This is a genomic window from Kaarinaea lacus, from assembly GCF_975902315.1.
Genome location: NZ_CDLKIE010000299.1, coordinates 1 through 11,298, shown reverse-complemented (window position 1 = coordinate 11,298; position 11,298 = coordinate 1). Strand labels below are relative to the sequence as shown.

The window sequence follows — 11,298 nt, the reverse complement described above, 5'->3', positions numbered from 1 at the left end:
TATCGAACACGTAACAGCTATAGTGCCGTTAAATTTTTCCTCGTCGCAATCTAAATACCCTTATACTTAATGCTCAGCACCTTACTATTGCGAACGTGTTTTTTATCGTGAAATATTAATCAACCATTAAACAGTGTTAGTAACGAATTGGGGTATTTTCATTTTATGGTTAAATTGGCTGTTGTGATGGATCCCATCTCGACCATCAAAATTCACAAGGACAGCACCTTTGCCATGTTACTGGCTGCACAGGCCAGGGATTGGCAGCTTTACTATATGGAATTAAACGATCTCTCTGTTATCGATGGTGTTGCGATGGCCAATGCACGCCCTTTAACAGTGACTGATGATTCGTCAGGATGGTTTGAGCTCGGTGATGCAGAGTGTAGGCCTCTGTCTGATCTTGATGTGATACTGATGCGCAAAGATCCTCCCTTTGATATGGAATACATTTATGCCACGTATATATTGGAACTTGCTGAACGACAAGGTGTATTAGTGGTAAACAAACCGCAAACCCTGCGCGACGCCAACGAAAAACTCTCTACCGCCTGGTTTCCACAATGTACAACGCCTACATTGGTCACAAGAGATCCACAGCAAATATTGGGATTTCTGCGGCAACACAAAGACCTTATCTTAAAGCCACTGCATGGCATGGGTGGGGCATCAATTTTTCGTGTTGTGGAAGGTGATGCCAATACCAACGTCATTATCGAAACCTTAACCGAACACGAATCCCGTTATGTGATGGCGCAGCGATTTATTCCAGAAATTAAACAGGGCGATAAACGCATACTGTTAATTGATGGTAAGCCGGTACCTTATGCGTTAGCGCGCGTACCGGCAGAAGGGGAGACGCGCGGCAATCTGGCGGTGGGGGGTACTGGTGTTGGTGTGCCACTAACCGGTCGTGATCTCTGGATTTGCGAACAAGTGGCACCAAGCTTGAAAGAGAAAGGTTTAATGTTCGTGGGGCTTGATGTGATTGGGGATTATCTAACAGAAATCAATATCACCAGCCCAACCTGCATAAGGGAACTTGATCAGCTCTATAAACTGGATATTGCAGGGCAGCTTATGGATGCAATAGCAGCAAAAGTTAACGCCACATAATTCAAACGAAGCGTAAAACCAGATATCTTAAACTCAATCACGTAAATTCAAACCAAACTTAAAGCACGAGTAGTGGATGTTCAGTCACACGACCTTTAAAAAGCAGTTCTTGCGATATTCTATACTTGGTGGAATTCTCATGGTGACAGCAGTAGTGCTGACATCATGTAACAGATCTCCGGGGGTTTATTATGAGCAATTCCTGGGGTTCGGCACGCTGATTGAAGTAAAAATCTGGGGAATTGATGAGAAGGCCGGGCAGCAAGCTGTTGCTGCTATTGCGGATGATGTTAAATATATGCACGAGACATGGCATGCATGGAAACCAAGCAGCTTGTCCCGTGTTAACCAGTTACTGCCGACGCAGCAAAAATTTTCCATTGGACCATCCTTAATACCGTTGATCAGGACCGCATCTGAACTGGCAGAACTCAGTGGTAATCGATTTAATCCTGCGATTGGGCAGCTCATCCGATTGTGGGGTTTTGCCAGCGATGATTTACCGAAAGGTCCGCCACCCAGTGCAGATGCTATTAACAGGCTGTTGGCGCAAAAGCCAAGCATGAAGGACCTTGTGCTGGACGGTGTGGAATTGAAGTCCAACAATCCCGCAGTGCAACTGGACTTTGGTGGTTTTGCCAAGGGATTGGCAGTGGATATGGCTATTGAACACTTAAAGGAATTGGGAATTACCAATGCCATCGTGAATGCGGGCGGTGATTTGAGGGCGATAGGCAAACACGGTGACAGGGCCTGGCGTGTTGGTATTCGTAATCCGCGGGGCGAAGGTGTTTTGGCTTCGGTAGACACCCAGGGTGATGAAAGTGTTTTTACCTCGGGCGATTATGAGCGCTACTATGAGTACGAAGGCAGGCGTTACCACCACATCATTGATCCCCACAGCGGATATCCAAAGCAAGGTGTAACATCGGTGACGGTGTTTGATAAGCGAGCGGACCGCGCTGATGCGGCGGCAACGGCGATTTTTGTTGCCGGTGTTGCGCAATGGTTCGAGGTGGCAAAAGCCATGGGAGTGAGTGGCGTCATGTTGGTGGCCAGTGACGGTACTATTTATATGACACCCAATTTAAGGGATCGAATCTATTTTGATGTCGAACCGATGCCGAAAGTTATATACAGTGAGCCATTAACATAGTGTGCATACCCGTACTCTGAATTTCATGTTGGGACAAAAACTGACGGCAGGTGATCGATTGCTGCTTGCACTGGCTGTGGTCAGTCTCGGCGCGTTGTACGCGGTGTATTGGGGACAATCGGTGTATGGCAATCAGGCTGCGATCGCCATCGCGGGCAAACACTGGTTAACTATCGACCTATATCAGGAACAAGTGATTAATGTGGAAGGTAGGCTGGGTGACAGTAAACTGGAAATAAAAGACGGAAAAATCCGTTTTATTTCATCGCCTTGTGATACCAAACAGTGCATCCACCAGGGCTGGATCCATCAAAGTGGTGAAATCGCTGCCTGTGTACCCAATGCGATTAGCGTGCGAATTTTGGGACCGGATCCGCGCTTTGACACCATGAATTTCTAAATTTCTGGAAAAACAGACCAATAATATAGTGTCAGCAGGGAAGAACCGCTAAGGGAATTCATCGCAATGTCGCTGATAGAGAGTTCGAAAAAGGATCATATCATTGCGTGGCTGACCGCGCTGGCGATCACGATCCATATCATTGAAAGTGCATTGCCCACGCCATTGCCGGGCGTTAAACCGGGTTTGGCCAATGTGGTTACATTGGTGGCCCTGTTATTATGGGGATGGCGTGTCGCGGTATGGATTAGTTTATTGCGGGTATTGGTTGGCAGTTTGTTAATAGGTACTTTCCTGACGCCCACGTTTTTTCTAAGTTTTTCAGGAGCCTGTTGTAGTTTGGTCGCCCTGGCCCTGGCGCAGACCTGGTCACGGAAGCTGTCAGCAGTTGCGCTTGGTCCGATAGGTTATAGCGTGGTGGCAGCAATGATGCATATGTTAGGTCAGTTTTTAGCGGCATACTGGTTGTTTATTCCACACAAGGCGTTATTTCATTTGTTACCGGTTTTAATGACATTAGCATTGATTTTTGGCATGGTGAGTGGTGTTATTGCCGCTCGCGTTATTACTAATTTAAACTCAAATACCCAATCACTTTCAAAGATCTTACAATGACTGCCGTAGCTGCTACACCTCCTTCATTATCACCCAAAATCACTTCTGGTGATCGACTGGGATTAACGATATTTTTCGCCATTGTGGTGCATAGTTTGATCATCCTGGGCGTCAGTTTTTCTCAATATGACCGCAGCAAACGCCCGGAAAAACTACCCGGCCTGGAAATTACCCTGGTCCAGACACAGACTGACAAAAAAATTGAAGACGCTGATTTCCTGGCGCAGGCCAGTCAGGAAGGTGGTGGTGATAGCCAGGAACTTGAAAAACCCAGTTCACCTACTGAGGCCGTGGTGCCAACCGGTGAAGTGGGTGAAGTGACGGAAGTTGTGCCGGAAACTGAAATGGCAACGTCACCAAATCCTCAACAAAAGGAAATTTTGACAGCAACGCGTAGCTCTGAACATAAAATCGCACTGCAGCAAGCCTCTCCAGATCTGCCGACCCAACAGAAAAACATAACCTCCAAGCAATTACTGAAACAGAGCAAGGAAATGGCGCGCTTAAGCGCGGAAGTGGACGTGGCACGTAAAGTGACCTCAAATAAACCCAAGAAAAAATTCATTACCGCACAAACCAAGGAGTACCGGTTTGCCAGCTACGAAGAATCCTGGCGCAAAAAGGTAGAGCGCATCGGTACCCTGAATTTTCCCGATGAAGCTGTGCGTGCTCGATTAACCGGCAATGTGCGCATGGCTGTTACGGTCACTGCCGATGGTAGTGTCAAAGATATTAAAATAACTAAATATTCCGGACACAAAGTACTGGATGATGCAGCCGTTCGGATTGTTAAAATGGCGGCGCCGTATGCAAGATTTCCCGACGACATCGCCAAGGACTATGATGAGATTGTCATCGTGCGAACCTGGCAATTCCTGTCGGGTAGCCGGTTGAAAACCAGGCGCTAGTCGAATTTTTAGCAGGGGCCTAATAGCACTTGTGCTCTTGCTAAACCTTGCGCATACTGATCATTATGTCCGACTCAGGGTATCTCACCAATCAGTTCCTCATTGCCATGCCCAATTTGCTGGATCCGAACTTTTTTCATTCAGTAACCTATATTTGTGAACATAACGAAAATGGCGCGATGGGTATCGTGATCAATCAGCCGGTGGATTTATCACTGGGTGAACTGATTAGCCAGATTCGTTCGGAACAGGCGTCTGTGGATTTATTCGATCAGTCTGTCTATCGCGGAGGGCCGGTGGAAACCGAGCGTGGCTTTGTATTGCATCGGCCGATTGGTGATTGGGAGTCAACATTGCCAGTCACTGACGTGATCGGTGTATCAACCTCGAACGACATTATTGAGGCCATCGCAGCGGGGAACGGTCCCGATCAATGCCTGGTGGCCCTGGGCTACGCAGGCTGGGGTGCCGGACAACTGGAACAGGAAATGGTGGAAAACGCCTGGCTGAGTGGTCCCTCCGATACCCGCATTATTTTTGATACCCAGGTAGAGCGTCGCTGGGAAGAGGCGGCACGGCTATTGGGTGTCGATATTAATCAGCTTACGGGGGATGCGGGTCACGCGTGACAACTGCTCCACGCACATTACTGGCATTTGACTACGGAACAAAACGCATAGGCGTCGCCGTTGGCCAGGAGTTTACAAGAACCGCCACACCGCTTACTACCTTAAACAATTCCGCAAATAGTATCGACTGGAGTGCGATCGACCAACTGGTAGCAGATTGGCGCCCGGACGCCTTTGTCGTGGGTCTGCCTCTCAATGCCGATGGTAGTGAACATGCAATAAGCCAGGCCGCAAAACAGTTTGGGAATCAATTGCAGGCGCGTTACAATTTACCGGTCTTCTGGGTCGATGAGCGATTGACATCCCTGGAGGCAGAAAGCATGATTGCCACCAGCCGCACTGGCAGAAAATCGAAACCATTACGCGGGAACAGGGCGAAAGCAGAAGTTGATAAAACAGCGGCTAAAATTATTCTGGAAAGCTGGTTTAACCAGCAGCCGACATCATAATTGTGCAGCGAGAAAAAAGTGCGATTATTACATCGAGAATAAAGTGATACAGAAACGAAACTCGATAACTACAAACTTAATTAGAATATGGTGCTGAGGCATGCAATCCGCCGATGATGTTGAAACCTTGATCGCTCAGATGGCCACTGACCTAAAGGCCAAACTACAATCATATTCATCCCAGCAAGTTTTCATGATCGGCATACATACCGGTGGCGTGTGGATTGCCGAACGATTGCACAAGCAACTCAATCTTGGCTTACCCCTGGGAACGCTGGATATTTCCTTTTACCGTGATGATTTCAGTCGCATTGGTATGAATCCGCAGGTAAAGCCTTCTGCTTTGCCGGTTGCCGTGGATGACAAACATATTATTCTGGTTGACGATATTTTGCATACTGGCCGCACCATCCGTGCAGCCATGAATGAAGTTTTTGATTATGGTCGGCCGGCGTCAGTCTTGCTGGCAGTCCTGGGTGAGCGAAGCGGCCGTGAATTACCCATTCAGGCGGATGTAGTGGGGACTCATTTGGCGCTCGATTCTCATGAGCATGTTAAGCTGACGGGTCCTGACAAACTGGAATTGTCGGTGGTGCGCACGCCATGATACAGAAAAATATTCAACTGGATGAACAAGGGCGATTACGCCACTTGCTGACGATAGAAGGCCTTAAGCGTCAGATGATAGTCGATATTCTTGATGCCGCAGAGTCTTTTACCACAGTGGCTGGACAGGCTGTTAAAAAAGTCCCACTGTTACGTGGTAAAACCATTGTTAATTTGTTTTTTGAATCCAGTACCCGCACGCTAACGACATTTGAACTGGCTGCCAAACGTTTGTCAGCCGACGTGCTAAAAGTAAACGTGAGCACTTCTGCGACCAACAAGGGTGAAAGCCTGCTGGACATGTTGCGCAACCTGGAGGCAATGCATTGTGATATGTTTGTGGTACGCCACGCGGAAAGTGGGGCTGCGCATTTTATTGCTTCGCATGTGGCGCCACATATAAGTGTTATAAATGCGGGAGATGGTAGCCACGCTCATCCTACGCAGGCTTTACTGGATATGTTTACGATTCGTAAGCACAAGAAAGAGTTTGCTCCCTTAACCGTTGCTATAGTGGGCGACATCATGCACTCGCGGGTGGCACGTTCCCAGATTCACGCTTTAACAACCCTGGGGGTGTCAGAGCTGAGAGTTGTTGCTCCAAAAACCCTGATTCCAGGCCACGCTGCTAATCTCGGCGTACATGTTCACCATGACCTGATAGAAGGTATTCGGGACGCCGATGTAGTCATTATGCTGCGCCTGCAAAAAGAGCGTATGGAGGCAGCATTGTTGCCCAGTGAGCATGAGTACTTTCAACAGTATGGTTTAACACCGGATAAAATGCGGGCTGCCAAACCTGACGCCATCGTTATGCATCCTGGCCCCATTAATCGTGGTGTGGAAATGTCTTCAGAAGTTGCGGATGGACCACAGTCGGTGATTCTGGAACAGGTATCGAATGGTATCGCAGTACGCATGGCGGTTATGTCCATGGTGCTGGGGCGACCGTCAGAAGGAGTGGTTCAATAGTGGGATTGCACATAAAAAACGGTCGTGTCATCGATCCCGCAAACAACGTCGACAGCGTACAGGATATCTTTATTGAGGGCGGAAAAATTGCCGCACTGGGTGAACCGCCCGCAGGATTCAATGCGCAACAGGAAATCGACGCCAGTGGACAAATCGTTTGCCCCGGGTTTGTTGATTTATGTGCCCGCTTAAGAGAGCCAGGCTATGAACATAAGGGAAATATTGCCACCGAAACAAGGGCGGCTGCCAAAGCCGGCGTAACAACATTATGTTGTCCACCCGATAGTAATCCCGTTGTCGATACACCTGGCATGGTTGAACATATACAGGAGCGGGCCCAGGAAGTAGGAATGGCGAAGGTGCGCGTATTGGGCGCATTAACCCAGGGACTGGCAGGCAAGCAGCTAAGTGAAATGTATGCCTTGAAAAATGCTGGCTGTGTAGCTGTGAGTAATGCTTATCATGGTGTCAACCAGCAGGTCATGCGGCGTGCTATGGAGTATGCGGTAAGTGCTGGCTTGACAGTATTTATCAACGCAGAAGATCCACTATTAAGTGTGGGTGGTTGTGCCCATGAAGGTCAGGTCAGCGTGCGACTGGGATTGCCCGGCATTCCCGAGACCGCGGAAACAGTTGCTGTCGCCAGGGAGTTGCAGTTAGTTGAACTCACCGGCGCGCGTGCGCATTTTTCTCATTTGTCCTCGGCTAAAGCAGTGCAAATGGTGGCCAGGGCTCAGCACGATGGGCTACCGGTTAGTGCCGATGTTTCTGTCTATCACCTGTTTTTAAGTGAATTGGACATTGGATTTTTCGATTCTAATTGCCGGGTAAAACCGCCTTTACGTACCCAGCGTGATATGGAAGCATTGCGTGACGCCCTGAACAAGGATTCTATTAGCGCCATCTGTTCCGATCATCAGCCGCATGATGTTGATGCCAAACTGGCACCGTTTCCCAGCAGTGAACCGGGCATTTCCTCCATTGAAACCCTGTTGCCACTGACTTTGCGCCTGGTTGATAGTGGCCTTATTTCTCTGTCAACGGCCATTGCCTGTATTACTTCGAAGCCAGCAAACATTTTAGGCATCGATGCTGGACGATTAAGTGTCGGAAGCGCTGCGGATATTTGTATTTTCAATCCAGAACATGACTGGCGTTTTACAGAGGAACAAATGGTAAGTTTTGGGAAGAACTCTCCCTTTATTGGGTGGGAATTTACGGGAAGTGTCACGTACACCATCCTGGACGGAAGACAGGTTTATCCATTTGAGAATCAACCTGCTTAGCGAGTTAAATAACAGAATCATTTGCCATGGTCACTGAAAAGCAAAAGCCTCACCGCGATACTATTGTTGTTGAAAAAGCGGAAATTTTGATACATGAAAGCTTTCCTGGGCAACAATTTGTGTTACGGGTAAACGCGCCTGAAATTTCCCGGCGCGCAGTACCGGGGCAGTTCGCCCATATCCATTGTGGTCCGGAATTACCCTTGCGGCGCCCTATTTCCATTATGCGTGTTGACCGCAGTGCGGGCTGGGTAGAGTTTTTGTATAAAGTATTTGGCGCCGGCACCGCGATTTTATCGCAACGCGCAGAAGGAGAAGTCATTAACCTGATGGGACCTATTGGCCAGCCTTTTGAGCTGCATGATGCGTATCCTCGAACACTGTTGATTGGCGGTGGGGTGGGTATTCCTCCGATGGTGTTTCTTGCCGACACCATAAAAGAAAAACACAAGCGTTATAAACCATTCGTAATCATGGGTTCCGAAGTACCCTTTCCCTTTGATCCCAGACCTTCACAATTTGTTATTCCAGGCATGCCACCTGGGGTAATTGGCGCTATGCCGTTAATGGAGGACTGGGGGATACCCAGTCGACTTGCCAGTACGCAAGGCTATGTTGGTTGTTTTGAAGGTTATGTTACCGATCTGGCCAGGTCATGGCTGGATGCCTTGGAAGCAGCGCAACGCAACGAGGTGGAAGTTTTTGCCTGCGGGCCGCATCCCATGTTAGAAGCAGTCGCGAAAATGGCCTATGATTATAACTTACCCTGCCAGGTTTCACTGGAAGAATTCATGGCCTGCGCGGTGGGCGGATGTGCAGGATGCGTGGTGGAAGTACAAACGGATACTGGGCCAGCCATGAAGCGGGTATGTGTTGATGGGCCGGTATTCGAGGCTTCAACCGTATTCTCACCGTAGACACTTTAATCCCAAGATCCAACAAGGGAGACAAAGATGAGCAAACATACATTTTTGTTATCCGAAGGCTACTGGAAAGCGACGGGTAAATTTTGGGATGATCAAAACAATGAATATCCCGTTAACGGGGAAACGATCATCAAGCACCTGGATTCCAAGTGGATCAACAAAGGCGTAATGCGTGTTTATGCCGATCGTTCCATCAACTTTACTAATGAATATGAAATAGAGCCATTACAGCCGGGTAAACTGCAAACACAGTGGATTTCCCATAATCCTTCTATGGGGCATTTGCATGGCACGTTTAAAATTGAAGATGATGAGGTTGTTTCAGAATACCAGTCGGCTAAGGACAATTATCGTGGTAGCGAGCGATTTACCTATCAAAGTGACGATGAGTATAAAGTGGAAGGGGTGTTAACCAGGGGTAAGAAAAAAGTATCATCCTGGTCAGTGGTCTTACAGCGTCAGCACACTGCGGCCAGCAATAGTAAACATTGATTCGCTAATTATTACGTAACTAAATCTCATCTATATTCAGCAGGCGAATTCCATCCAGTGATGTATTCTCTTCACTGTTTTCATTCTTCTCTTTTTTCTCTTCCAGTTTAATCATTAAGCGAATTTCGTTGGCTGAATCGGCATGGTGTAAGGCGTCGTCAGCAGAGATAATGCCTTCTTTATATAATTGATACAGCGCCTGGTCGAAGGTGATCATGCCCAGGTTATTGGACTGGCCCATCAACTCTTTCAATTCGGAAATATCACCCTGCTTAATCAACTGAGCAGCCAGGGGTGTATTCAGCAGGATTTCAACAACTGGGTATACAGCGTCTCTATCTAAAGTGGGAATTAACTGCTGTCCGATAATGGCGCGCAGGTTAAGGGACAAATCCAGTAACACCTGGTCGCGACGGTCTTTAGGAAAAAAGTTAATCATGCGATCCAGTGCCTGATTGGCATTGTTGGCATGCAGTGTTGTAAGACATAAATGTCCTGTTTCTGCAAATGCCAGTGCGTGTTCCATGGTTTCACGCGTTCGTACTTCGCCGATTAAAATAACATCCGGCGCTTGCCGCAGGGTATTTTGCAGTGCTGTTTCAAAGCTTTTGGTGTCTACGCCAACCTCGCGCTGGGTAATAACGCAACCATCGTGCTCGTGTATATATTCAATAGGATCTTCTACTGAAATGATATGGCCAGTACTGTTGCGGTTGCGATGACCAATAATTGCAGCCAGGGTGCTCGATTTACCACTGCCGGTTGCACCGACGATAACCACTAATCCACGTTTCGCCAGAGCGATTTCTTTTAACTGCTCTGGCATGTGTAACGCATCGAGTGTTGGAATATCGGTTTTGATGCGTCGTAACACAATACCAATGTGATGTTTCTGTTTAAAAATATTGACGCGGAAACGGCCGGTCTCTGCCCGGGAAATGGCAAAATTGCATTCCAGGGATTCTTCAAATTCCTGGCGCTGTTGGCTGTTCATCAGGTTATAAGCCAGCTGATGGGTTTGCTCGGCAGTTATGACATCTTCCTCGATGGCGGTGATCTTGCCATTGATTTTCATGCTGGGGGGCAGACCTTCGGTGATAAACAGATCCGAAGCATCGCGCATAATCATCGCGTTGAGCAACGAGTTGAAGTCTTTGATGAGATTAAAATATTCTTTAAACAGGCTCATGATAAGTTGTCGGTAGTCAGCGAATTGCCAGTAGCCAGGAACTAGAGTGCCGCTCCAGGCGGCGGTGTGGATTTGGCCTAACGATCACCCATTGTAATAATTATTTTATGCCGAACACAATATTTACAGGGCATAAATTTTGTGTTCGGCAATGATGCTGCCATAAGCCCTTACCTTAAGCGACTTTAGTAAATACAAGGATATAGCAGCTTTTACTGCTATTTGAAGTTCTCTTTGATCGCCGCTTTTTGCGCTGCATCCTGCTTGGTAATAACGCCTTTTTGTACCAATTCCTGGAGGTTCTGATCCAGCGTTTGCATACCAATACCCTGTCCCGTTTGTATCGCGGAATACATCTGGGGGACTTTAGCTTCACGGATCAGGTTTCGAATTGCCGGTGTACCAATCATTATTTCATGTGCAGCGACACGACCACCACCGACTTTCTTGATCAGTGTTTGCGAAATCACTGAGCGCAGGGATTCCGACAACATGGAACGAACCATTTCTTTTTCCGCGGCGGGGAATACGTCGATGATACGGTCAATGGTTTT

At 47.8% G+C, this 11,298-nt stretch carries 13 protein-coding genes and 1 pseudogene; 12 read left to right on the top strand and 2 right to left on the bottom strand.

Annotated features, from left to right (window positions below):
• Positions 1–165: 165 nt before the first annotated feature.
• The 12 genes from gshB (at position 166) to ACWVCM_RS09400 (ending at position 9,555) form a co-directional block, all read left to right on the top strand.
• Positions 166–1,116, top strand: coding sequence for a glutathione synthase (gene gshB / locus ACWVCM_RS09455; protein ID WP_455201494.1), 951 nt, complete (start codon positions 166–168; stop codon positions 1,114–1,116).
• 139 nt (positions 1,117–1,255) lie between these two features.
• Positions 1,256–2,272, top strand: a complete 1,017-nt coding sequence (locus ACWVCM_RS09450) for an FAD:protein FMN transferase (RefSeq protein WP_455201493.1) — start codon at positions 1,256–1,258, stop codon at positions 2,270–2,272.
• 1 nt (position 2,273) lies between these two features.
• The gene (locus ACWVCM_RS09445; RefSeq protein WP_455201492.1) at positions 2,274–2,672 is read left to right on the top strand and encodes a NusG domain II-containing protein; all 399 of its coding nucleotides are present in this window, start codon (positions 2,274–2,276) and stop codon (positions 2,670–2,672) included.
• Positions 2,673–2,738: 66 nt separating this feature from the next.
• Positions 2,739–3,287, top strand: a complete 549-nt coding sequence (locus tag ACWVCM_RS09440) for a Gx transporter family protein (protein WP_455201491.1) — start codon at positions 2,739–2,741, stop codon at positions 3,285–3,287.
• The gene (locus tag ACWVCM_RS09435) at positions 3,284–4,195 is read left to right on the top strand and encodes an energy transducer TonB (RefSeq protein WP_455201490.1); all 912 of its coding nucleotides are present in this window, start codon (positions 3,284–3,286) and stop codon (positions 4,193–4,195) included. Before ACWVCM_RS09440 ends, ACWVCM_RS09435 begins: the two co-directional genes overlap by 4 nt.
• Before the next feature lie 65 nt (positions 4,196–4,260).
• Positions 4,261–4,824, top strand: a complete 564-nt coding sequence (locus ACWVCM_RS09430; protein WP_455201489.1) for a YqgE/AlgH family protein — start codon at positions 4,261–4,263, stop codon at positions 4,822–4,824.
• A complete protein-coding gene (ruvX, locus tag ACWVCM_RS09425; RefSeq protein ID WP_455201488.1) occupies positions 4,821–5,273 on the top strand; it encodes a Holliday junction resolvase RuvX in 453 nt (150 codons plus the stop codon). Before ACWVCM_RS09430 ends, ruvX begins: the two co-directional genes overlap by 4 nt.
• Before the next feature lie 100 nt (positions 5,274–5,373).
• Positions 5,374–5,880 (top strand): bifunctional pyr operon transcriptional regulator/uracil phosphoribosyltransferase PyrR, encoded by a 507-nt coding sequence (gene pyrR / locus ACWVCM_RS09420; RefSeq protein ID WP_455201487.1) that lies wholly within the window; start codon positions 5,374–5,376, stop codon positions 5,878–5,880.
• Positions 5,877–6,851, top strand: a complete 975-nt coding sequence (locus ACWVCM_RS09415) for an aspartate carbamoyltransferase catalytic subunit (protein WP_455201486.1) — start codon at positions 5,877–5,879, stop codon at positions 6,849–6,851. Before pyrR ends, ACWVCM_RS09415 begins: the two co-directional genes overlap by 4 nt.
• A complete protein-coding gene (locus ACWVCM_RS09410) occupies positions 6,851–8,137 on the top strand; it encodes a dihydroorotase (protein ID WP_455201485.1) in 1,287 nt (428 codons plus the stop codon). Before ACWVCM_RS09415 ends, ACWVCM_RS09410 begins: the two co-directional genes overlap by 1 nt.
• A 26-nt stretch (positions 8,138–8,163) precedes the next feature.
• On the top strand, positions 8,164–9,054 hold the full coding sequence (locus ACWVCM_RS09405; RefSeq protein WP_455201484.1) for a dihydroorotate dehydrogenase electron transfer subunit: 891 nt from the start codon (positions 8,164–8,166) through the stop codon (positions 9,052–9,054).
• Between the two features lie 36 nt (positions 9,055–9,090).
• Positions 9,091–9,555 carry a hypothetical protein gene (locus ACWVCM_RS09400; protein ID WP_455201483.1) on the top strand — a complete coding sequence of 155 codons (465 nt, stop codon included), beginning with the start codon at positions 9,091–9,093 and terminating at the stop codon, positions 9,553–9,555.
• Positions 9,556–9,574: 19 nt separating this feature from the next.
• On the opposite strand, the gene ACWVCM_RS09395 is transcribed toward ACWVCM_RS09400, so the two are convergent.
• Both ACWVCM_RS09395 and ACWVCM_RS09390 read right to left on the bottom strand, forming a co-directional pair.
• Positions 9,575–10,744: a PilT/PilU family type 4a pilus ATPase gene (locus ACWVCM_RS09395; RefSeq protein ID WP_455201482.1), complete on the bottom strand. Its 1,170-nt coding sequence runs from the start codon at positions 10,742–10,744 to the stop codon at positions 9,575–9,577.
• 218 nt (positions 10,745–10,962) lie between these two features.
• A pseudogene (locus ACWVCM_RS09390) lies at positions 10,963–11,298 on the bottom strand (twitching motility protein PilT); the annotation flags it as partial.

Excerpts from the sequence above, each read along its gene's own strand:
- gshB (WP_455201494.1), top strand. The coding sequence starts at position 166 with ATGGTTAAATTGGCTGTTGTGATGGATCCCATCTCGACCATCAAAATT.
- ACWVCM_RS09430 (WP_455201489.1), top strand. The coding sequence starts at position 4,261 with ATGTCCGACTCAGGGTATCTCACCAATCAGTTCCTCATTGCCATGCCC.
- ACWVCM_RS09450 (WP_455201493.1), top strand. The coding sequence starts at position 1,256 with ATGGTGACAGCAGTAGTGCTGACATCATGTAACAGATCTCCGGGGGTT.
- ACWVCM_RS09415 (WP_455201486.1), top strand. The coding sequence starts at position 5,877 with ATGATACAGAAAAATATTCAACTGGATGAACAAGGGCGATTACGCCAC.
- ACWVCM_RS09395 (WP_455201482.1), bottom strand. The coding sequence starts at position 10,744 with ATGAGCCTGTTTAAAGAATATTTTAATCTCATCAAAGACTTCAACTCG.
- ACWVCM_RS09400 (WP_455201483.1), top strand. The coding sequence starts at position 9,091 with ATGAGCAAACATACATTTTTGTTATCCGAAGGCTACTGGAAAGCGACG.
- ACWVCM_RS09435 (WP_455201490.1), top strand. The coding sequence starts at position 3,284 with ATGACTGCCGTAGCTGCTACACCTCCTTCATTATCACCCAAAATCACT.
- pyrR (WP_455201487.1), top strand. The coding sequence starts at position 5,374 with ATGCAATCCGCCGATGATGTTGAAACCTTGATCGCTCAGATGGCCACT.
- ACWVCM_RS09440 (WP_455201491.1), top strand. The coding sequence starts at position 2,739 with ATGTCGCTGATAGAGAGTTCGAAAAAGGATCATATCATTGCGTGGCTG.
- ACWVCM_RS09405 (WP_455201484.1), top strand. The coding sequence starts at position 8,164 with ATGGTCACTGAAAAGCAAAAGCCTCACCGCGATACTATTGTTGTTGAA.